This window comes from Caballeronia sp. 11_S32 (genome assembly GCF_056930355.1).
Genome location: NZ_JBXOWH010000003.1, coordinates 522,963 through 543,826 on the forward strand (window position 1 = coordinate 522,963; position 20,864 = coordinate 543,826).

General features: G+C 64.7%; 18 protein-coding genes. 9 read left to right on the forward strand and 9 right to left on the reverse strand.

From position 1 onward, the window contains the following. Window positions 1–2: 2 nt before the first annotated feature. Together AC1Z32_RS14040 and AC1Z32_RS14045 are read left to right on the forward strand one after the other, a co-directional pair. On the forward strand, window positions 3–284 hold the full coding sequence (locus tag AC1Z32_RS14040) for a type II toxin-antitoxin system Phd/YefM family antitoxin (RefSeq protein ID WP_483479225.1): 282 nt from the start codon (window positions 3–5) through the stop codon (window positions 282–284). Next, the gene (locus AC1Z32_RS14045; protein ID WP_483479226.1) at window positions 281–601 is read left to right on the forward strand and encodes a type II toxin-antitoxin system RelE/ParE family toxin; all 321 of its coding nucleotides are present in this window, start codon (window positions 281–283) and stop codon (window positions 599–601) included. Before AC1Z32_RS14040 ends, AC1Z32_RS14045 begins: the two co-directional genes overlap by 4 nt. A 20-nt stretch (window positions 602–621) precedes the next feature. On the opposite strand, the gene AC1Z32_RS14050 is transcribed toward AC1Z32_RS14045, so the two are convergent. Beyond that, entirely contained in the window at window positions 622–1,368 is a 747-nt protein-coding gene (locus AC1Z32_RS14050) for a pyrimidine 5'-nucleotidase (protein ID WP_483479227.1), read from the reverse strand. A gap of 49 nt (window positions 1,369–1,417) precedes the next feature. Continuing rightward, the gene (argB, locus tag AC1Z32_RS14055; protein ID WP_014190130.1) at window positions 1,418–2,317 is read right to left on the reverse strand and encodes an acetylglutamate kinase; all 900 of its coding nucleotides are present in this window, start codon (window positions 2,315–2,317) and stop codon (window positions 1,418–1,420) included. 144 nt (window positions 2,318–2,461) lie between these two features. Here argB and AC1Z32_RS14060 point away from each other — a divergent pair, with 144 nt between their 5' ends. The 5 genes from AC1Z32_RS14060 (at window position 2,462) to AC1Z32_RS14080 (ending at window position 8,255) form a co-directional block, all read left to right on the forward strand. Further along, complete coding sequence (locus AC1Z32_RS14060; RefSeq protein ID WP_483479228.1) at window positions 2,462–2,683, forward strand: cysteine-rich CWC family protein; 222 nt, start codon at window positions 2,462–2,464, stop codon at window positions 2,681–2,683. A 137-nt stretch (window positions 2,684–2,820) separates the two neighbouring features. After that, window positions 2,821–4,119: an ATP-binding protein gene (locus tag AC1Z32_RS14065; RefSeq protein ID WP_483479229.1), complete on the forward strand. Its 1,299-nt coding sequence runs from the start codon at window positions 2,821–2,823 to the stop codon at window positions 4,117–4,119. 44 nt (window positions 4,120–4,163) lie between these two features. Further along, window positions 4,164–4,706, forward strand: coding sequence for a response regulator transcription factor (locus AC1Z32_RS14070; protein WP_062601455.1), 543 nt, complete (start codon window positions 4,164–4,166; stop codon window positions 4,704–4,706). A gap of 526 nt (window positions 4,707–5,232) precedes the next feature. Beyond that, entirely contained in the window at window positions 5,233–6,792 is a 1,560-nt protein-coding gene (locus AC1Z32_RS14075; RefSeq protein WP_483479230.1) for a methyl-accepting chemotaxis protein, read from the forward strand. A 161-nt stretch (window positions 6,793–6,953) separates the two neighbouring features. Further along, window positions 6,954–8,255 (forward strand): solute carrier family 23 protein, encoded by a 1,302-nt coding sequence (locus AC1Z32_RS14080; RefSeq protein WP_483479231.1) that lies wholly within the window; start codon window positions 6,954–6,956, stop codon window positions 8,253–8,255. 777 nt (window positions 8,256–9,032) lie between these two features. Here the strand turns inward: AC1Z32_RS14080 and AC1Z32_RS14085 are convergent. Next, window positions 9,033–10,685 carry a Na+/H+ antiporter gene (locus AC1Z32_RS14085; RefSeq protein WP_483479232.1) on the reverse strand — a complete coding sequence of 551 codons (1,653 nt, stop codon included), beginning with the start codon at window positions 10,683–10,685 and terminating at the stop codon, window positions 9,033–9,035. A gap of 378 nt (window positions 10,686–11,063) precedes the next feature. Here AC1Z32_RS14085 and AC1Z32_RS14090 point away from each other — a divergent pair, with 378 nt between their 5' ends. After that, window positions 11,064–12,386: an EAL domain-containing protein gene (locus AC1Z32_RS14090; protein ID WP_483479233.1), complete on the forward strand. Its 1,323-nt coding sequence runs from the start codon at window positions 11,064–11,066 to the stop codon at window positions 12,384–12,386. A 9-nt stretch (window positions 12,387–12,395) separates the two neighbouring features. On the opposite strand, the gene AC1Z32_RS14095 is transcribed toward AC1Z32_RS14090, so the two are convergent. Then, window positions 12,396–15,965, reverse strand: a complete 3,570-nt coding sequence (locus AC1Z32_RS14095; protein ID WP_483479234.1) for an indolepyruvate ferredoxin oxidoreductase family protein — start codon at window positions 15,963–15,965, stop codon at window positions 12,396–12,398. 244 nt (window positions 15,966–16,209) lie between these two features. On the opposite strand from AC1Z32_RS14095, the gene AC1Z32_RS14100 reads away from it, so the two are divergent. Continuing rightward, on the forward strand, window positions 16,210–16,860 hold the full coding sequence (locus AC1Z32_RS14100) for a glutathione S-transferase family protein (protein ID WP_483479235.1): 651 nt from the start codon (window positions 16,210–16,212) through the stop codon (window positions 16,858–16,860). A 14-nt stretch (window positions 16,861–16,874) separates the two neighbouring features. Here the strand turns inward: AC1Z32_RS14100 and AC1Z32_RS14105 are convergent, their stop codons facing one another. The 5 genes from AC1Z32_RS14105 to AC1Z32_RS14125 form a co-directional block, all read right to left on the reverse strand. Then, the gene (locus tag AC1Z32_RS14105; RefSeq protein ID WP_483479236.1) at window positions 16,875–17,120 is read right to left on the reverse strand and encodes a hypothetical protein; all 246 of its coding nucleotides are present in this window, start codon (window positions 17,118–17,120) and stop codon (window positions 16,875–16,877) included. Window positions 17,121–17,193: 73 nt separating this feature from the next. Then, window positions 17,194–17,415 carry a hypothetical protein gene (locus AC1Z32_RS14110; RefSeq protein ID WP_062611169.1) on the reverse strand — a complete coding sequence of 74 codons (222 nt, stop codon included), beginning with the start codon at window positions 17,413–17,415 and terminating at the stop codon, window positions 17,194–17,196. Window positions 17,416–17,480: 65 nt separating this feature from the next. Continuing rightward, a complete protein-coding gene (locus tag AC1Z32_RS14115; RefSeq protein WP_483479237.1) occupies window positions 17,481–18,392 on the reverse strand; it encodes a carbohydrate kinase family protein in 912 nt (303 codons plus the stop codon). A 17-nt stretch (window positions 18,393–18,409) separates the two neighbouring features. Continuing rightward, window positions 18,410–19,663: an AGE family epimerase/isomerase gene (locus tag AC1Z32_RS14120; protein WP_483479238.1), complete on the reverse strand. Its 1,254-nt coding sequence runs from the start codon at window positions 19,661–19,663 to the stop codon at window positions 18,410–18,412. Then, entirely contained in the window at window positions 19,660–20,679 is a 1,020-nt protein-coding gene (locus AC1Z32_RS14125) for a LacI family DNA-binding transcriptional regulator (protein WP_483479239.1), read from the reverse strand. Before AC1Z32_RS14125 ends, AC1Z32_RS14120 begins: the two co-directional genes overlap by 4 nt. Window positions 20,680–20,864 lie beyond the last annotated feature (185 nt).

The window sequence follows — 20,864 nt, forward strand, 5'->3', positions numbered from 1 at the left end:
AAATGAAACCGAGCCGGGTTAGACCGCTGAGTCATCTGAAGAGCCGCGCGGCGGAGATGATCCGCAACATCGTCGAGAGCCGCGAGCCGATGCTCATCACGCAGAACGGCGAAGGCAGGGTCGTCGTGCAGGACGTGCAGTCCTACGAGGATCTGCATCAGACGCTCGCGCTCCTGAAGATTCTGGCGATGGGGCAGAAGACTATCGAAGCCGGTCAGTGCACGAGCGCAGGCGATGTGTTCGCCGAAATCGACCGCATGGACCGCGAGGAAGGCGTCAAGTGAAGACCATCTTTCTCGATCCCGTTCGCGCGGACCTGCAGGATTTCCGCCGCTACGTCATCAACAAGTTCGGCGGCACCGCGTGGACCGCGACGCGCGACAAGATCGCGGACACCATCGCCGAAATCGAAGCCGCGCCACGCAATGGCTCGACGCCGCCCGAGCTCGTCGACTTCCGTATGTCGGGCTACTACGAAGTCCTGAGCGGCACGAACCGTATCATCTACAAGGTGGATGGCGACATCATCTACGTGCACCTCGTCGTCGATACGCGTTCGGACCTCGAGGACATACTCGCGCGGCGGCTGTTTCGGATGTAGAGGCAATCGGCGCAATTGCGTCAGATCGCGGCGCCGCGCATGGAGAGCGTCAGCGCGCGCAACGAGCGCACCGTTCGATCTACATAGTGCGGCCTGCCGACGCCCGGCTTGCGCATCGACAGCCCGCCGCTCGATGTCTTCGTGACCGGCAGATGCCCGACGATCCACACCGTGCGAATTCCCAATCGCCGATAGCGCTTCAGGTGCCCGCGCGTATCCTCGACGAGAATCGCATCCGAAAGGCGCACATGAGCGCGGCGCATCGCGCGGCGCAGCATCGGCGCATCGGGCTTCGCGCGCCAGTGCTCGCCCTCGCGCATGTCCTCGATCGCGATCACGCGCTCGAACAGGTTCGCGATGCCCAGTTCCGCGAGCACGGAGCGCGCATATAGCGTCGGCGCGTTGGTCAGCACGATCTTGCGGCCGGGCAGCGCGCGCAGCATGCGCCCGAGACCGCGCTCGGCACGCACCATCGAGGGCAGATCGGCGAAGGTATGAACCTCGCGGAGGAAATCGGCGGCATCGATGCCGTGATGCCGGGTGAGGCCGAGCAGCGTCGCGCCGTACCGCACCGTGTAGCCGACGCGCAGCCGGTTCGCCTCGTCGACATCGACGGAAAGGCGATCCATGATGTACTGCGTCATCCCGCGATTGATCGCCGGGAAAATGGCGTGCGACGCGTGGTGCAGCGTGTTGTCGAGATCGAAGAGCCAGACGGGGCCGCGCGTTTTGACGCGGCGTCGGCGGGAGGGGCAATGCGCGTTCATATGTGAAAACGCCCGCGCATGGGCGGGCGTTCGGGAAACGGAAAAAAGCTCAATGCGAGCGGATCATCGTGCCGAACGGCTGTTCGGTGAGAATCTCGAGCAGCACCGAATGCTCGATACGCCCGTCGATGATGTGCACCGAGCGCACGCCGCTCTTCGCCGCATCCAGCGCGGAGGAAATCTTCGGCAGCATGCCGCCGGAGATGGTGCCGTCGGCGAAGAGGGCGTCGATCTCGCGCGCGGACAGGTCGGTCAGCAGATTGCCTTCCTTGTCCATCACGCCGGGGATGTTCGTCATCATGACGAGCTTCTCGGCGTTCAGCACGACAGCCAGCTTGCCCGCGACGAGGTCCGCGTTGATGTTGTACGAGAGGCCGTCCTCGCCAAAGCCGATCGGCGAAATGACGGGAATGAACGCGTCGTCCTGCAAGGCCTTCACGACCGCCGGGTTGATCGCCTCGACTTCGCCCACCTGGCCGATGTCGATGAACTGGCCCGGATTATCGCGGTCCGGCATCAGCAGCTTGCGCGCGTGAATGAGGCCGCCGTCCTTGCCGGTCAGACCGACCGCGTGGCCGCCGAAGTGATTGATCAGCGTGACGATGTCCTGCTGCACCTCGCCGCCGAGCACCCATTCGACGACTTCCATGGTTTCTTCGTCGGTGACGCGCATGCCCTGGATGAAGGTGCCCTGCTTGCCGATCTTCTTGAGCGCCTGGTCGATCTGCGGGCCGCCGCCGTGCACGATCACCGGATTGATGCCGACGAGCTTCAGCAAGATGACGTCGCGCGCGAAGCCCTGCTTCAGGCGCTCTTCGGTCATGGCATTGCCGCCGTATTTGATCACGACCGTCTTGCCGTGATACTGGCGGATGTAAGGCAGCGCCTCGGCCAGGATTTCAGCCTTCAGGGTAGGCGCGATTTGCGTGAGGTCGGGAAGCTCGGACATGGCGGCAAATGAGGCGAAGGGCGTTTAAACACGCCGAATTGTACAGGACTGACGCAGCGCAGCAGGACGAATTGCCGCGCCGGCGCCACGTTTTCCGGCCGGGCGGCCGGCATGCGATCATCGTTCGAGCGGATTGATGACAAGATGATGAACGTACCCCCGGAATCGAACGCGCCGGAAGCACGAGGCGCGCAGGTTTGCGCACGCTGCGGCGCGCCGTTTCGCTGCGGCAAGCTCGCCGGCGACGCGGTCTGCTGGTGCGCCGGACTGCCCGCGCTGCCGGCCGATCGCCTGCTGCCCGGCATGCGTTGCCTGTGTCCGGCGTGTCTCGCGGCGGAAATCGAGCGCATCGTCCGTGCGGATTAGCAGTCGACGTGCCGTGTCGGCTGCGCGAGCCGAGGTGCGACAAATCGCGCCAGATGCCGCAGCAAGCCCGATGCAAGCGGGATAATGTCGCATGGAGCGCCAGGACGCGCTCAAGGCACGATCAGACACTCAATCAGATGCATCGCATAACCACCACCGGACGGGTCAATCTCGGTCATCTCTTCTGGCTTCGCTCGCTCGCGATCATCGGCCAGCTGACGACCATCGCCGTCGTGCAGATCTTCTTCGGCGCGAAGCTCCCGCTGCCCGCGATGCTGCTCGTGATCGCGCTGGAGATGATCTTCAACGGCCTCACGTTTTTGCGCGTCGCGCGGGCGCGGCCGGAGACCAATCTCGAACTGTTCGGCCAGATGTGGGTCGACCTCGGCGCGCTCTCGGCGCTGCTGTTCCTGTCCGGCGGCGCGACCAATCCGTTCGTCACGCTCTATCTGCCGTCGCTGGCCATTGCCGCCGCCGTGCTGCCGTGGACCATGATGGCCTGCCTCGCGCTCTTCGCCGTCGCCTGCTACGCGCTGCTGTCGTACAACTACGTGCCGCTCAACATCGAAAATCCGGCCAATCTCTTCGATTATTTCCGCACCGGCCTGTGGGTCAACTTCATGGTGAGCGTCGGGCTGATCGGCTGGTTCGTCGCGCGCATGTCGCGGGCGCTGCGCGTGCGCGACGCCGCGCTCGCCGAAGCCCAGCAGCGCCATCTGCGCGACGAGCGGGCGGTCGCGCTCGGCGTGCAGGCGGCGACCGTCGCGCACGAGATGGGCACGCCGCTCTCGACCATCGCCATGCTGTCCGAGGAATTGCGCGACTCCGCCGCGCACGACAAGAACCTCGCGCCCTACGCGGCGGACTTCGAACTGCTCGAGCAGCAGATGGCGCTCTGCACCTCGGCGCTCGCGCGCCTGCGCAGCCGCGCGGGCGGACCGTCGAGCCGCCAGGCGCTCGACGAATGGCTTCCGAGCTTCATCGAGCAATGGCGTCTGCGGCATCCGCAGGTGAAATTCGCGCGCATCGGCGAGACGCCCGAGCATGCGTCGATCGACGATGCCGTCGCCGTCGGCCAGATCTTGACGATCCTGCTCGACAACGCGGCGCGCGCAAGCAGCGAATCGGTGACGCTGCAGGCGTCGGCGGAGACCATCGACACAATGGATTACGTGCGCTTCGACGTGTGCGACCGCGGTCCGGGCATTCCGCCCGCGCTGCGCGCCACGTTGGGCGCGAGCCCGGTCGACAGCACGCAAGGCGGGCACGGCGTCGGGCTTTATCTGGCGTTCGCGGCGGCGGCGCGGCTTTCCGGATCGATCGAGCTCATCGACGGAAAACCGCGCGGCACGTGCGCGGTGTTGCGCCTGCCGAACCGCGGCGCGGTCGCGGCGCCGGCGCAGGCGGCAAGGACTGAACGCAGCGGCGCGGCCTGAACTCGAACTCGGGCGCGCGAAAGCGGCACTACGGAGAAAAAAGCATGAGCGATACGAACTTCCTGATCATCGACGACGACGAAGTCTTTTCGGGCATTCTCGCCCGCGGCCTCACGCGGCGCGGCTATACCACACATCAGGCGCACGACGCCGACGAAGCGTTGAAGCTCGCCAATCAGCACAAGTTCGGTCAGATCACGGTCGACCTGCATTTGGGCAACGATTCCGGCCTGCGGCTCGTGTCGCCGCTGCGCGACCTTCAGCCCGACGCGCGCATTCTCGTGCTGACCGGTTACGCGAGCATCGCAACGGCCGTGCAGGCGGTGAAGGACGGCGCCGACAACTATCTCGCGAAGCCGGCGAACGTCGAAACGATTCTCGCCGCGCTGCACGAGCAGGCAAGCGAGCAGACAGCCGAAGAAGCGATCGAGAACCCGACGCTCTTGTCCGTCGCGCGGCTCGAATGGGAGCATATCCAGCGGGCGCTGGCCGAGAACAACGGCAATATTTCAGCGACGGCGCGTGCGCTCAACATGCATCGGCGCACGCTGCAGCGCAAGCTCGCGAAGAAGCCGGTGCGTCAGTAGCCAGGAAAACGCGCGCATGAGCGGCATGTCGCTCTGCGCGCGAACGCGCCGGACGAATTCGGGAAAAGGCGGGGACTATTCGGGACCGGGACGGCGGACACAGGTGCAAAACCGTTCGCCCAAAAAAGAACCGCCCAAGCCGGGTGCCAAGGGCGGAAATCGGAGAGTTGCAACGACTACATGCGCATACATGGGAACACGCACGTAGAAAGCATACGTTGTGGAGTTGTATGCACAAATAAGAGAACTCTTAATTAAGAATCCGCCTAGATTGTCTGCTTTTGAGCAATTTTTTTCGGACAAACTTTCGCGGATCTTTCGTCGATATTCGCGCCTTCATCCACGAGGCGTTATCTCCTGCATACGCGCTCAAGAAAGTCGAAACGAGCGCCGTAAAGCCACTTTGAGCGCGAACCGGGGTTCGCGCCGCGCCGTCCGCGGGCGTCGTCTGCGGGGCGCTGGCTTATGCGTGAAAGCTGGAGCAGGGCGATCAGTCGCCTGCTTCGGCCGACGAGAGGAGACATCGATGAAATGGTTTGACCGGCTGTCCGTGCTCAGCAAGCTCTTGCTGTCTTTCGCGGTGGTGATTCTGTTCACCGCGTGCGTGGGCGCCACCGGCGTGGTTTCGCTCGCGAAGATGAACGGCCTGATCGACGAAATCGGCGACCGTCACATGGACGGTCTCTATTGGGTCGCGGAGGTCAACAAGAACAAGCTCAACACGGATCTCGCCGCCGCGAACCTCACCTTCGCCGACGATGCCGGCAAGGCAAAGCTGAAGGAAGGCATGTCGGGCTCGCTCGACAACATGCACCGTGCGTTCGAGCGCATGCGCCCGACGATCCGCTCCGCCGACGGTCTCGCGCTCTACGACGCCGCAAGCAAGTCCGTCGCGGCGTGGGAAGACATCGTGCTGATGCAGATGGGCAGGAAGCCGATGCCGGTCGACGTCGACCAGATGGGCCTCATCGCGCGCGCGATCGCCGCGAGCGAGAAGGCGCGCGATTCGCTGGAACGTCTCGCCGATTTCAAGCGCAAGCGCGCAACCGAGGCGCGCAATGACGCGGCCTCGGAATATGAAACGATGCGCGTCGTCATGCTCGCGCTGGTATTCGGCGCGATGATCGCGGGCGCGCTGCTCGCGGTGCTGATCGGCCGGCGTCTTTCCGCGCAGCTTGGCGGCGAGCCGGCGTACGCGGCCGACATTGCCGACCGCATCGCGCGCGGCGATCTGAGCACGCGCGTCGCCACGCGCCAGGGCGACGACAGCAGCATGCTCGCGAGCCTCGGCAACATGAGCGCGAAGCTCGCGGAAATCGTCGGCGGGATTCGTCATTCGAGCGATTCGATCCTGCACGCGTCGCGCGAAATCGCGCAGGGCAACACCGATCTGTCGCAGCGCACGGAAGAGCAGGCGGCGTCGCTGGAGGAAACCGCGTCGAGCATGGAGCAGCTCACGCAGACCGTGCGCCAGAACGCGAGCAATGCGGACGAAGCGAGCGGGCTTGCGCGCGGCGCATCGGATGTGTCGGCGCGCGGCAGCGAGCTCGTCGGCGAGGTGGTCGACAACATGCGCGAGCTGGCGTCGGGCAGCAAGCGCATGACGGACATCATCGCGGTGATCGAAGGCATCGCGTTCCAGACGAACATCCTCGCGCTGAACGCCGCCGTGGAAGCGGCGCGCGCAGGCGAGGAAGGGCGCGGGTTCGCGGTGGTCGCGGGCGAAGTGCGCTCGCTCGCGCAGCGCAGCGCGACGTCGGCGAAGGAGATCAAGGAGCTGATCGAGGCATCGACGGCGCGCGTCGACAGCGGCGCGGCGCTCGCCGAGCGTGCCGGTGCGACGATGGCCGAAGTCACGCAGGCCGTGCAGCGCGTGACGGACATCATGGCGCAGATTTCGTCGGCGTCGCACGAGCAGAGCGCGGGTATCGAGCAGGTGAATCGCGCGGTCGCGCAGATGGATCAGGTGACGCAGCAGAACGCGGCGCTCGTCGAGCAGGCCGCCGCCGCCGCGGGCGCGATGGCCGATCAGGCGGAGCATCTGAAGAGCGCCGTCGCGGTGTTCGAGCTCGCGCGCGGCGCCTGAAACGCAGGGACGAAGATGACGCGTGGCGGGCGAACGACGGCCAAACGGTCGTAATATCGGCTCGCTTGCCACCCGAGAGCCCGCTCCGTACACTCGCGCCTGTTTTTCAGATCAAGCGCGCCGCACGGTCGGCGCCTCACCGCCGAGAAGGAGCCCCGCCGATGTCCGATTCCTATTTCCCGCGCTGGCCGGTTCAGCCGGATGCCCAGGAGGGGCGCATCGTCGCGCCTGACCAGCGTTTGCCCTGGCCGCAGATGATCGCGATGGGCATTCAGCACGTCGTCGCGATGTTCGGCTCGACCGTGCTCGCGCCGCTCCTGATGGGCTTCGATCCCAATCTGTGCATCTTCATGTCGGGCATCGGCACGTTGTTGTTTTTCGTGCTGGTCGGCGGGCGCGTGCCGAGCTATCTCGGTTCGAGCTTCGCGTTTATCGGTCTGGTGATCGCGATCACGGGTTATGGCGGTCAGGGACCGAACATGAACATTCCCGTGGCGCTTGGCGGGATCATCGCGTGCGGTGTGGCTTACGCGATCATCGGCGTGATCGTTGCGGCGGTCGGCACGAAGTGGATCGAAACGTTGATGCCGCCGGTTGTCACGGGCGCGATCGTCTGCGTGATCGGGCTCAATCTCGCGCCGATTGCCGTGAAGGGCGTGATGGGCAGCAGCTTCGAATCGTGGATGGCGCTCGTCACCGTGCTGTGCGTGGGCGGCGTCGCGGTGTTCGCGCGCGGCATGGCGCAGCGGTTGCTGATTCTGATCGGCCTCGCGATCGCGTATCTCATCTATGCCGCGCTGACCAACGGCATGGGCATGGGCAAGCCGATCGACTTTGCGATCGTGGCGAACGCCGCGTGGTTCGGCATGCCGCACTTCACCGCGCCCGTGTTCGAAGCCCCGGCGATGACGCTCATCGCGCCCGTCGCGATTATTCTCGTGGCGGAGAATCTCGGGCACATCAAGGCCGTCGGCGCGATGACGGGCAAGAGCCTCGACAAGTACATCGGGCGCGCGTTCATTGGCGATGGTCTGGCGACGATCGTTTCCGGGTTCGCGGGCGGGACCGGCGTGACGACGTATGCCGAGAATATCGGCGTGATGGCCGTCACCAAGATCTATTCGACGCTCGTGTTCGTGATCGCGGCGCTCTTTGCGATCGTGCTCGGGTTTTCGCCGAAGTTCGGCGCGTTGATTCAGACGATTCCAGGGCCGGTTTTGGGCGGGGTTTCGATCGTCGTGTTCGGACTCATCGCGGTGACGGGGGCGCGGATCTGGGTCGTCAATAAGGTGAATTTTTCGGATAACCGGAATTTGATCGTCGCGGCGGTGACGCTCGTGCTCGGCACTGGCGATTTCACACTTAAGCTCGGTGGGTTCGCCCTTGGCGGGATCGGGACGGCTACGTTTGGCGCGATCATCTTTTATGCGCTGTTGCGGCGGCGTCAGGCGGGCGTGATTTAAAGCTTTTGCCGTTGGGATGCGGTTGCTCGCTTTTGCTTTCGCCGGATCCCAATTTCGCGTCGGTTTATTCGCGTTGCCCCTATGCGGGGCGGCAGTCACTTTCTTTGCTGCTGCAAAGAAAGTAACCAAAGAAACAGCTATCCCCATCCAAAGTACTTCATGCCGGCCCCGGCACAGAAGATCGCACGTGGTCCGGCAGTAGCGAGTGCCCTCACAAAACTCACCGGGCTTGGATCGCGCACGGTCTGTCACATCGCACCGCTCAACTGACTGGTAAGGCGCCAAATAGCTCCAGCCCGCTTCGCGGCCGACCGGTCAATCGGGTCGGCGCGCGCCCTTTTGCTAACGCTTCTATCTCTCCGCATTCACCCACCGTTGGTTTCCCTTGCAAACCCAACGGCAGCGCGTAGCGCTGTGCCGGAGCTATTTGGTGCTGAACCAGCGCCCTCAATGTTCTAGCTTGTCAGACCGTGCGCGGTCCAAGCCCGGTTAGGCCTGTGAGGGCACTCGCTACTGCCGGACCACTTGCTATCTTCTGTGCCGGGGCCGGCATGAAGCACTTTGGATGGGACAAGCTGTTTCTTTGGTTACTTTCTTTGCAGCAGCAAAGAAAGTGACTGCCGCCCCGCACAGGGGCAGTGCTAATAAACCGACGCGAAATTGGGATCCGGCGAAAGAATGCACGGGCAAACCACCGCCGCCCCGCACAGGGGCAGTGCAAACAGACCAACGCGAAACCGGGATCCGGCGAAAGAAAGCACAGGCAAACCACCCCCGTCACCCAGCCCCTCCCCCCCGCTTCCGATTCACAATCGCGGTCTCCGAAAGATCAACCTCCCGCATCAACTTGTTCAACGTCTCATCATTGATGTCCTGAAGCGACCGCATCTTCAGCAATTCAGCACGTTCGGCCCGCAGCGCCGCCATCTTCAACCGCGTCTCGACCATCTCGCTTTTCTTCGCAGCAGCCCGCGGCGCCTCATCATCGCCGAGCGAGGCCAAACGCCGCCGATACATCCCCATCACACGCGCCGTCGAATCGGCGCAACGGGCCGACGCCGCTTCATCCATCTGCTCGATCAACTCATCATGCGTGTCGTCGATCGCGCGAATCGCCGCCTGCGCCGCGCGACGTCGCGCCATGCGTTCCTCCGCCGCGTGCGGATTCTTCTCGCGCTCGATGCCGCGCAGCATCAGCGGCAAGCCGACGACCGCGATCAGCAGCGACACCAGAATCACCGCCGACGCCACGAAGATCGCGACATCACGCCCCGCGAGCGTCACCGGCAGCGACAGCACGCCCGCGAGCGTCACGGCGCCGCGCACGCCGCCGATCGTCGTCAGCGCGAGCGTGCGAAAGCCGGGCGCGGCGCTGTCGATGCCCTGCTTCGCCGTCTTGCGCGCGGCGACCCAGCGCAGCGAATACACCCAGACGAAACGCAGCGCGTAAAGCGCGACCAGCGTCGCGAACACATAGCCGATCAGCAGGCCGACCTGCGCGTTGCCGTCGTGATGCGCCTCGATCAGCGCCTGCCCGATGATGTGCGGAAACTGCAGCCCGAGCAGGATGAACACCATGCCGTTGAAAACGAACTCGATCATCGTCCACGTGCTCGTCATGCGCACGCGCACCGCGCTCGGAATGCCTTCGCGCAGGCTTTGAATGTTCATCATCATGCCCGCCGACACCGCCGCCAGAATGCCCGAGCAACCCACGTGCTCGGCCATCACGTAGGACGCGAACGGAATCAGGATCGTCAGGATCACGCCCGCGGCCGGGTCGTCGTCCTCGGAGAATTTCAGCAGGCGCGACGGAATCTCGGTGACCGCCCAGCTGATCGCCGCGCCGATCGCGAGCCCGCCCGCCGCGATGATGAAAAAGCTGATCGTCGCGTCGCGCATCGAGAACACGCCCGTCAGCGCGGCCGCGATCGCAAACTTCAGCGCGACGAGGCCCGACGCGTCGTTCATCAGCGCCTCGCCTTCGAGTATGTGCATCAGGTTCGCCGGAATGCGGTTGCGACCGGCAATGCCCGTCAGCGCGACGGCATCGGTCGGCGAGAGCACGGCCGCGAGCGCGAACGCGACGGGCAGCGGCATCGTCGGAATCATCGCGTGAAGGAAGTAGCCGAGCACGCCGACGGTAATGAACACGAGCCCGAGCGCCAGCATCAGGATCGCGCGGCGCTGCATGTACAGCTCGCGCTTGGGAATGCGCCAGCCGTCCGCGAACAGCAGCGGCGGAATGAACAGCAGCATGAAGAGCTCGGGATCGAACGTGACGTGCAATCCGAAGCCGGGCCACGCGAGGCACGCGCCGATCGCGATCTGAATGAGCGGCAGCGGCAGCTTCACCGGAAGCAGGCTCAGGCCGAAGCCCGACAGCGCGACGGCCAGCAGAAGAATGAGGACGGTGAAAACGATTTCCATGTGTGCGATACAGCACGAGGACGCACGACGCACGCATGCGGCCGGCGCACTCGGCGTCTAGCATTTATTTCGATGAGCCGAAAGTTTAGCCCGTGCTCGCGATGCGGGCAGCGACCGAGTTCTTCGACTTCGCACCGAGACGGTGCGCGTGCACGTGAAATCGCCTGTCGACGGTGCATGCGGCGCGTGAAAGCCCGATGAAACACGGCACGCTCTGCGCATGGAGCTTGCTTGATCGTCGGCACGGGACACTGAGACTCCCGACGAGATCATCGAGGGCTGTTCTATGAAAATGGTTTGGACCGGATCCGGCGCGGATCCGCAGGGCATGAAGCAGCCGGGCGCGCATGGCCGGAACGTTCGGGCGGAGGCGTCGGCATGATGATCGCAAACCCCGAGAAGACGACGATATCCGCGCGCAGCTTCGAGCTTGGCGTGACATCGGGATTCGACCGCTATTCGGTCGAGCACGGCGACTTGACGCTATCGAGCGTCTTTCAGCCGGTGTTCAGCCTGTCGCACATGCGCGCGGTCGGCTACGAAGGCCTCTTGCGCGCGCACGATTCGCTCGATCGCCCGGTGTCGCCGCTCGACGTGTTCGGGCAGGCGTCGCGCGTCGGCGAAGCGCTGCAGATCGACCGGCTCGCGCAGGCGCTGCATCTCGAAAACTTCAAGATGCTCGGCGCGAGAGACGAATGGCTCTTTCTCAACGTGCATCCGGGCGCGCTGACCGAGCCGTATCACGCGGCGGCGCTGCTTGCGAATCTCAGGCGCCTCGATCTCGAGCCGCGCCGAGTCGTGCTCGAAGTGCTGGAGCAGAGCGCGGAAGATATCGAGCGGCTCGCGCTCGCGGTGCAGCAGTTCCGCGATCACGGCTTTCTCATCGCGCTCGACGATTTCGGCGCGGGGCATACCAACATCGAGCGGATCTGGCAGCTCGATCCGGATATCGTCAAGCTCGATCGCGTGATGCTTTCGCACGCCGGCCAGAACGTGCATGCGCCATTGTCGGCGCGCACGCTCAAGCAGCGGCAGAACATGGAGGCGGTGCTCTCGGGCATCGTGTCGCTGCTGCACGAGGCGGGCAAGCTCGTGCTGATCGAAGGCGTCGAAACCGAGCACGAAGCGCAACTCGCGCTCGCGAGCGGCGCGGACTTCGTGCAGGGCTTCTTCTTTGCGCGGCCGCATCCGGGTCTTGCGGACAGCGTGCACGCGAGAGACGTGATCGGCGAGCTGACCGAGCGCTACCGCATGCAGACCGAAGTGCGCGAGCGGCGCGTCGCGACGCGGCTTCAGCCGTATATCCGCGCGTTCGAGCGCGCGGCCGAGCGGCTCGCGGCGGGCGAGCCGCTCGACGAAGTGTGCTGGAACTTCCTCGCGCTCGACAACGCCGCGCGCTGCTTCCTGCTCGATCAGAACGGCAGGCAGGCAGGCCGCAATGTCGTGCTGCGCGCGGACCGCGCCGCGCACGAGGCGCGCTTTCTGCCGCTCATCGACGCGCAGGGCGCGAACTGGCTGCGCCGCCCGTACTTCCGCGCCGCGCTCGGCGATCCCGAGCGCGTGCATGTGACGAAGCCGTATCTTTCGATCAACGAGGCGATGCCGTGCGTCACGCTGTCGGTGGAGACGCGCTCGCAGGGCAAGCGCTGCGTGCTGTGCGGCGACATCGACTGGCTTCCCGATGACGATGTCGCCGACTGACCGCCCGCCTTATTTCGCGACGACCACCGGAATGCCCTTCAGCGACGACGCGCCCTTCATCGTATCGATGGCGGCGCGCACCGCGTCGCCCGTCGCCGCTTCGATGCCGATGCGCGCGGCGACGTCGCGTTCGCTGCGCTTGACCATCGCGACGTTCGCGAGCTTAACGTGACCGTAGCCGCGTACCTTCTCGAACAGCGCGGCGAGCGCTTTAACCTCGCCCGCATTGCCGGCGTCCAGCTTCGAAAGAGCGCGCGTCATCGTGATTTCGAAGTCGTCGGCGAGCCGGCGCTCCATGCGGCGTTCGAGCGTCTTGCCGAAGACATCGAGCGCGGTGCCGCGCAGCGCGCGGAACTTCGCGAGGCCGCCGAGCACCGGCCACATCCACTGGCCGAAGGTTTTCTTCTTCGGCGCGCCGCCATGTGAAAGAACCGGCGGCGCGAAGTTGAACTTCACGGTGTAGCTCTCGCCCGCGGTGCCTTCGAACTGCGCGCCGAGCGCGGCGCGGAACGCCGGGTCCGCGTGCAGGCGCGCGACTTCGTACTCGTCCTTCACGGCGAGCAACTTGTAGAACGAGATCGCGATGGCGCGCGCGATGGCTTCGTTGCCAGCCGCCGCGTTCACCAGCTTGCGATAACGCGCGACGTACTTCGAACCGCCATAGGCCAGCAACCGTTCCTCGCGATCGCGGATCAGTTCGGGCAAGGACATCTGCTCCATCGTGACGTGCTTCGCCAGCACTTGCGCCGTCAACGCTTCGAGCGCGGCCATGTCCGCAGCCGCGAGACGGCCGATCGAAAACGCGAGCTTGTTCGCCGCGATCGCCACGTTGTTCAGCTCGATCGCGCGCATCAACGCCGCGAGCGACAGCGGCACGAGGCCGAGCTGCCATGCGAAACCGAGCATCAGAATGTTCGCGCCGATGGTGTCGCCGAGAAAGCGCTGGGCGAGCGCCTGCGCGTCGCAACTGCGCATCGCGTCGTGCGCGCCGGGGCCTGCCGCGTGGCGCATCTTGTCGAGCAAGGCATCGGCGTGAAGGTTCGCTTCAGGGTTCTGCACGAAGCTCGCGTTCGGAATCGCGTGCGTGTTCACGACGATCTTCGTGCGATCGTGCCGCACCGTCTGCAGCGCTTCCGGGCTCGCGCCGACGACCATGTCGCACGCGAGCAGCAAGTCGGCCTGCTGCGTGTCGATGCGCACCTGGTTGAGCAGCGCGTCCGTCGCGGCGAAGCGCACGAACGACAGCACCGAGCCGCCTTTCTGTGCGAAGCCCATGAAATCGAGCACCGACGCGCTCTTGCCTTCCAGATGCGCCGCCATGCTGATGAGCGCGCCGACCGTCACGACGCCCGTGCCGCCGACACCCGTCACGAGAATGTCGTATGGCGCCGCGTCGAGCTGGCCTTGCGGCAGCGGCAGCGCATCGACGCGGAGCGCGAGTTCGGCGGGATCGAATGCGTGGCCTTCGGCCTTCTTGAGCTTCGCGCCTTCGACGGTGACGAAGCTCGGGCAGAAGCCGTTCACGCACGAATAGTCCTTGTTGCACGACGACTGATCGATGCGGCGCTTCCTTCCCAGTTCCGTTTCGACCGGCTCGACGGACAGGCAATTCGACTGCACGCCGCAATCGCCGCAGCCTTCGCAGACGGCTTCGTTGATGAAAAGGCGTTTGTCCGGATCGGGAAATTCGCCCTTCTTGCGGCGGCGGCGCTTTTCGGCGGCGCACGTCTGATCGTAGATGAGCACGGTGACGCCCGGCGTGTCGCGCAGACGGCGCTGCACGTCGTCGAGTTCGCCGCGATGATGAAACGTCGTGCCGCGCGGAAACTGATCTTCGTGGCCGATGTACTTCTCCGGCTCGTCGCTCACGACGACGAGCAGCGCAATGCCTTCCGCTTCCACCTGCCGCGCGATCTGCGGCACCGAAATGCTGCCGTCGACAGGCTGGCCGCCCGTCATCGCGACGGCGTCGTTATAGAGAATCTTGTAGGTGATGTTCGCCTTCGCGGCCACGGCCTGACGAATCGCGAGAATGCCCGAATGGAAGTACGTGCCGTCGCCGAGATTCTGGAAGACGTGCGGCGTTTTCGTGAACATCGAGTGCGATGCCCAGTCGACGCCTTCGCCGCCCATCTGAATCAGGCCGGTCGTGTCGCGCTCCATCCACGAAGCCATGAAGTGGCAGCCGATGCCCGCCTGCGCGACCGAGCCTTCCGGCACCTTCGTCGACGTGTTGTGCGGGCAGCCCGAGCAGAAGTAGGGCGTGCGCTTCACGGCATCGGCGATATTCGAGAGGATTTGCGGCGCGACGAGATCGACCACCTTGTCGCGGCGATCCAGCGCGGGCTTGTGGCGCGCGAGCCATTCTGCGAACACCGGCAGCACCCGCGACGGACGCAGCTCGCCGAGCGCGGACAGAAGCTGCGCGCCGTCGCGCGCATTCTTGCCGATCACGACCGGCCGCGCGCCATCGACGCGGTTGTACAGATGATCCTTGATCTGCTGCTCGATGACCGGCCCTTTCTCCTCGATCACCAGCACTTCGCTCAGACCTTCGACGAAGGTTTCCAGCCGCGTCGTTTCCAGCGGATACGACAGCCCGACCTTGTAGATGCGCACGCCGGCGGCATCGAGGTCATCGACGGTGAGATCGAGGCGGCGCAACGCTTCCATCAGATCGAGATGCGCCTTGCCGCACGTCACGATGCCCACGTTCGCGCGCGGGCTCGGCGCGATCCACTTGTCGATGCTGTTCGCCCGCGCGAAGTGGCGCACGGCGTCGATCTTCGCGGCGAGGCGCGCTTCGATCGTCAGGCTCGGCAGATCGGGCCAGCGGTTGTGCAGGCCGCCGGGCGGCGGCGTGAATCCTTCTGGGACGTTCCAGTCGGTGCGGATGGCGTCGAGATCGACGGTCGAGCCGGATTCCACGGTCTCCGAAATCGCCTTGAAGCCGACCCACGCGCCCGAGAAGCGCGACAGCGCCCAGCCGTAGACGCCGAACTCCAGCATGTCCGCGACGTTCGACGGGTTCACCACCGGCATGTGCCAGGAGATCATCGTCTGATCGCTCTGGTGCGGCATCGACGACGACACGCAGCCGTGGTCATCGCCCGCGACGACGAGCACGCCGCCATGCGGCGACGAGCCGTACGCGTTGCCGTGCTTGAGCGCATCGCCCGCGCGGTCGACGCCCGGGCCCTTGCCGTACCACATTGCGAACACGCCATCGACGGTGCGTTCCGCATCGGATTCCACGCGCTGCGTGCCGAGCACGGCGGTGCCGCCGAGTTCCTCGTTGATCGCGGGCAGAAAGCGCACGTCATGCGACGCGAGCAGTTTCTTCGCCTTCCACAACTGCTGATCGACCATGCCGAGCGGCGAGCCGCGATAGCCGCTGATGAAGCCTGCGGTGTTCAGATTCGCGGCGCGGTCGAGTTCGCGCTGCATCAGCACGAGACGCACGAGCGCCTGCGTGCCGGTCAGGAAAATGCGGCCTTTGGTGGCGCTCAGGTTGTCGCTCAGTTGATAGTCCGACAGCGCGGGAGGAAAGAAGGCATCGGCGGGGACGCGTGCGTTCAATTGAATCTCCAAATTTGTTATGTGAGGCAATGCGACATTCTTTGCCGACAAATGCGGAATGTTTTTGCGCACTCGTCGCGATTCGCCCCGCATCGAGAAATAACGCTGTCTTTTTCGAGATGAGTGAGAGGAATTTTCTCGATCGGCCGGAGCTCCGCGTAAACCCGAAGCGATCCGCCGCGCGATTCGCATGAATTTGGGACTAACCTGAATGCCTCGAAAGCCAACGAAAACGACGACGCCGATGAAGCTCTTCTACTGGCCGAAGACGCGCGCCTTTCGCGCGCTGTGGATGCTCGAGGAAATGCGCGTGCCGTATCAGCTCGAGTTCGTGAATATCCGCGCCGGGGCGCAGAACGATCCGAACTTCTGCCGCATCAATCCGATGTCGAAACTGCCCGCGCTGGAAGACGGCAGCGTGCGCGTGGCCGAATCGGGCGCGGTGCTGCTCTATCTCGCGGACCGGTATCCTGAAACCGCGCTCGGCGTGCCGATGCACGATCCGTCGCGCGGCCGATTTCTGCAATGGATGTTTTTCACCGGCTCGTGCCTCGAACCCGCGATGGCCGAGCGCATGGCCGGCGTGCAAGGCAACACCGTGAGCTTCGGATGGGGCGATCTCGGGCGCGTCGAGCACGCGATCGAAAACGCGCTGGAGGAAGGGCCGTGGCTGCTCGGCGACCAGTTCACCGCCGCCGATATTCTCGCGGCGAGCACGCTGCAGATCGCGTTCATCGCGAAGCTGATCGAGCCGCAGGGCGTGCTGTTCGATTACGTCGAGCGCTCGCTCGCGCGTGAAGGCTACGAGCGCGCGTCAGCGATCGATCATCGCGAGGCCGAGCGGCTCGGGATAGGACACCACGCGGGCATCGTGCACATCGCGGACGAGTCGTAGCCGAAGAACGAAGATCAGGGAAACGCGCGCGGCTTCGGAATGCCGGCGCCGGCTTCGATATCCGACACCGCCCGCTGATGCGCAAGCTCGACGGCCTCGGCCTTGTCGGCGAGACCGTCATCGCCGCCGACGGTCGTCCACGTCTGCACCGCCTTGTCGTGATGACGGATCTCGTACTCTGCGTCCCAGCGCGAGTCGGCGAGCTCCACCGGTCTCACGTGGATCGCGTAGACGCCGTAAAGAAAGATCTGCTCCGGCATGATGTTCTCCGATGCAGCGGGGAAGCGCCGCGAAGCGAGGTGAAGTGCGCCACGCGCCGCCGTGGCCGCCTGGCTACAGTTCGATTTCCCCGAGGATGCGATGTGCGAGCGCGCGCGCTTCGTTGAGCGCTTCCTCCTCGTTCTCCGATACGGCTTCCACTTCGTAGAGCGTCGCATCGGTATCCTCGCCGTCGTCGCGAGCGAGCGAGACGAGACCCTGATACTTGCCGCCGTCGATGGCGCGTATGCCGATCGTCGCGGTATAGATGCCTTTCGTGTAGGTGGTGTCTTCCATGTTGGATTCGCCTCCAGGCAAGGACGAACCCATGCTAGCACGCTGATATGTAACGCGTGCGACGGTCATTCGAGCAGCTCTTCGACCTCTTCCAGCGAAGGTGAATGCGCGCCCGAATGGCGGCACGCCGCCGCGCCCGCCGCGAGCGCGAACTTCAGATGATCGGGCCACTCGCCGTGACGCGCCATGAGGCTGTAGAGCAATCCGCCGATGGACGCATCGCCCGCGCCGACCGTATCCGCCACTTCGACGCTCGGCGGGCGCGCGCTGAATTGCTCGTCGCCTGCATAGAGCGTGGCTTGCGCCGATCCGCGCGTGACGAGAACGGTGGCTTGCGGGTTCATCGCGCGGACTTTGGAGAGCGCGTCCTGTTCGGGCATGCCCTTGAAGAGCATGTGCAGATCTTCGTCCGATACCTTGATGAGATCCGCGAGGCTCGCCATGTTGCGCAGGATCGGCTCGTAGCCGCGCTCCATCAGATTGCGATAGTTCGGGTCGAAGCTGATCTTCACGCCGTGCTCGCGCAACTGGCGGGCGAGCGCGGCGAGCGTTGCGCCGAGCGGCTGGCGCACAAGGCTGATGCAGCCGAAATGCGCCCACTTCACGCGCTCCATCCAGCCCTGCGGCAGCCGCGACGGATCGAACGCGAGATCCGCGCCGTTTTCGCCCATGAAGTAGTAGGTCGGTGGCTGCGTCTTGTGGACGATCGCGAGCAGCGGCGGGCGCTCGACGCGCTGCATGAAGCGCATGTCGAGGCCTGAGGCAACGCTCGCTTCCCACAGGTCGTCGGAAAAATTGTCCACGCCCAGGGAGCCGGCGCAGGCGGTCGGCAGGCCGAGGCGCGCGACCGCGCGCGCGACGTTCCAGCCCGCGCCGCCCGGACGCGAGAGCCAGCTCGACACGTCCGTGCGGATCATGTCGGTGAGGATGTCGCCGGCGGAGACGAATTGCGGGAAGGTGGTTTGCTCGCTTGCCATTCTTGTCACCGTTGAGATCATCGTTGAATCGGGGCCGGTCCGAGCGCGTTCAGCACTTCATAGCACGCGCCCATCGTGTGATAGTCGGTCTTGCCGGCGGGACTTTTCTCGTCGCCGTACTTGCGGTTGTCGCACGTAAGAATGCGATACCACGCGCCGTATTCGTGATCGACGAAGTGCTTCCAGCTATAGCGCCAAAGCTCGTCGTAGCAGTCCCAGAAGCGCTCGCGGCCCGTGCGTGCGCCGAGCAGCGCCGCCGCCGCGAAGCTTTCCGCCTGCACCCAGAAATACTTGTCGTGGTCGCAGATGGTGTCGTCGGGGCCGAAGCCGTAGTAGAGGCCGCCGTGACGGCTGTCCCACGCGCGGCTGAAGCCCGCATCGAACAGTTCGACGGCGCGCGGCGCGAGCCACGGCAACGCGCGATGCCGTTCGAGAATCAGCAGGAGCTTCGCCCATTCGGTCTGATGCCCCGGCTGGAAGCCCCACGGACGGAAGATGTTCGAACTGTCCGATTCGTTGTAATGCCAGTCCACCGACCAGTCGCGGTGAAAGTGCTCCCACACGAGCCCGTTCGACAGCTTCGCCTGCCGCAGCGTGATGTTGCCCGCGAGCATTGAAGCGCGATCCAGATAGATGACGTGGCCGGTCGCCTCGTACGCGGCGAGCAGCGCCTCGGTCGCGTGCATGTTCGCGTTCTGCCCGCGATAGTCCGAAAGCTGCCAGTCAGGCGAGGCTTCGTCGGCGTAGAGGCCGGCGCCGGCGTCCCAGAAACGCTTCTCCATCAGCGCGAAGGTCTCGTCGATCACCGGCTTCGCTTCGTCGATGCCCGCCATCGCCGCATGCGCGCACGCAAGCAGCACGAACGCCATGCCGTAGCAATGGCGCGTGCCGTCGAGCGTGCGCTTCTGTCCGTCGCGCCACTCGATTTCCCAGTCGTAGCCTTCGTTCGCGGCGTCCCAGTGCGCGTCGCGCAGGAACAGAAAAGCGTGGCGCGCGTCGTCTTGAAAACGAGCGTCGCCGAAATGCCGGTACGCCATCGCGTAATTGAAGACGAAGCGCGTGCTGCTGACGAGATGGCGCGTCGTGCGGTCGTAGACGCTGCCGTCGTCCTTGAAGAAATGAAAGAAGCCGCCGGAGGGATCGCGGGCGGTGGGCGCGTAGAACGCGAGCGTGTCGCGCACATGCGAGAGCAGAAAGTCGCGGCTGCGGAAATCGATCGCGCGTTCCGCTGACACTTCTTCCGCGATGGCAGGTGAGGCGTTCATGTTCATGGCGTGCTGATGTCCTGTTTCGTGCCCGAACTCGCGCGAGGAACGAAATTGACGGCGACGAGCGTGTCGGCCTGGCTCGGCGGGCTCGATTGATCTTCCAACAGCAACTCGACCCCGCGGCGCCCGAGCGCTTCCTTGTCGACGGTCACGGTCGAGAGCGGCGGCGTGCTTTGCGCGGCGGCCGGAATGTCGTCGAAACCGACGAACGCGATGTCGTCCGGCACGCGCAATCCGTGCGCGAGACAGACGCGCATCGCGGCGAGGGCCGCTGCATCGTTATAGGCGAAAACGGCGTCGGGCAGCGGACTGGATTGCGTGCGCGCGTCGGCGATCAGGCGCTCCATGGCGTCGGCGGCAGCGAGATCGGCGGGCAGGCCGGGCTGCGTGACGATTTCGAGTGTCGGGTCGAAGAGCAGGCCGGCGTCGAAATACGCCTTGCGATAGCCAAGCGCGCGCTGCGCGATGCTGTAATGCGCGAGCGAGCCGCCGATGAACGCGACGCGCCGCCGCCCTTGAGCGAACAGATGCTGCATCGCGAGCGACGCGCCTTTCACATTGTCGATATTCACCGAGCGGAAGCCCGGCGCGCGCAGGTCGATGAGCACGGTAGGCCGCGCGAGCGAATGCAGATGCGCGAGCAGTTCCGGCTCGACGAAGCCCGCGACCGCGATGGCATCGGGTGCGTGCAGACGCATTTGCTGCGCGAGATCGTGAGTCGGCCCGGCGGTGAGCACGGACGGCACGAGGCGCCGTTCGCGGCACGCTTCCTCGAAGCCGTTCAGCACGTGCGAAAAGAATGGGCTGACAGCGAAATTGTTGTGCTGCCGATGCAGCAGAAAGGTCACGCGACGAATGCGCGTACGCAACTGCCCGGAGTCGTAGCCGAGTTGCTGCGCGACTTCGACGACGCGCACGCGTGTTGCCTCGGACAAGCCCGGTTGATTCTTGAGCGCGCGCGACACCGTCCCGATCGAGACGCTTGCCGCACGCGCGACATCGCGAATGGTGGTGGCCATCGTGGTGTTCTCTGTCTCCGCCTGTTTCCGGCTGTTCGTCTGACGGGCGCCGTGTTTATTGCGCCTGCCGAGTTCGCTTGTTCGAGGCGATTGTATAGTAAAACAGCAGGAAAATTACCTGAAAAGGCTCAGAGAAAACCAGTAGATGCTTGTCTATTATGGGATTTTTTGCGATTAATATGTTT

Bases quoted from the DNA above. Each gene is read 5' to 3' on its own strand.
- AC1Z32_RS14065 (WP_483479229.1), top strand. From the start codon at position 2,821: ATGCATCGCATAACCACCACCGGACGGGTCAATCTCGGTCATCTCTTC.
- AC1Z32_RS14085 (WP_483479232.1), bottom strand. From the start codon at position 10,685: ATGGAAATCGTTTTCACCGTCCTCATTCTTCTGCTGGCCGTCGCGCTG.
- AC1Z32_RS14110 (WP_062611169.1), bottom strand. From the start codon at position 17,415: ATGGAAGACACCACCTACACGAAAGGCATCTATACCGCGACGATCGGC.
- AC1Z32_RS14060 (WP_483479228.1), top strand. From the start codon at position 2,462: ATGATGAACGTACCCCCGGAATCGAACGCGCCGGAAGCACGAGGCGCG.
- AC1Z32_RS14080 (WP_483479231.1), top strand. From the start codon at position 6,954: ATGTCCGATTCCTATTTCCCGCGCTGGCCGGTTCAGCCGGATGCCCAG.
- AC1Z32_RS14050 (WP_483479227.1), bottom strand. From the start codon at position 1,368: ATGAACGCGCATTGCCCCTCCCGCCGACGCCGCGTCAAAACGCGCGGC.
- AC1Z32_RS14125 (WP_483479239.1), bottom strand. From the start codon at position 20,679: ATGGCCACCACCATTCGCGATGTCGCGCGTGCGGCAAGCGTCTCGATC.
- AC1Z32_RS14105 (WP_483479236.1), bottom strand. From the start codon at position 17,120: ATGCCGGAGCAGATCTTTCTTTACGGCGTCTACGCGATCCACGTGAGA.
- AC1Z32_RS14075 (WP_483479230.1), top strand. From the start codon at position 5,233: ATGAAATGGTTTGACCGGCTGTCCGTGCTCAGCAAGCTCTTGCTGTCT.
- AC1Z32_RS14070 (WP_062601455.1), top strand. From the start codon at position 4,164: ATGAGCGATACGAACTTCCTGATCATCGACGACGACGAAGTCTTTTCG.
- AC1Z32_RS14115 (WP_483479237.1), bottom strand. From the start codon at position 18,392: ATGGCAAGCGAGCAAACCACCTTCCCGCAATTCGTCTCCGCCGGCGAC.
- AC1Z32_RS14090 (WP_483479233.1), top strand. From the start codon at position 11,064: ATGATGATCGCAAACCCCGAGAAGACGACGATATCCGCGCGCAGCTTC.
- AC1Z32_RS14040 (WP_483479225.1), top strand. From the start codon at position 3: ATGAAACCGAGCCGGGTTAGACCGCTGAGTCATCTGAAGAGCCGCGCG.
- AC1Z32_RS14120 (WP_483479238.1), bottom strand. From the start codon at position 19,663: ATGAACATGAACGCCTCACCTGCCATCGCGGAAGAAGTGTCAGCGGAA.
- AC1Z32_RS14100 (WP_483479235.1), top strand. From the start codon at position 16,210: ATGAAGCTCTTCTACTGGCCGAAGACGCGCGCCTTTCGCGCGCTGTGG.
- argB (WP_014190130.1), bottom strand. From the start codon at position 2,317: ATGTCCGAGCTTCCCGACCTCACGCAAATCGCGCCTACCCTGAAGGCT.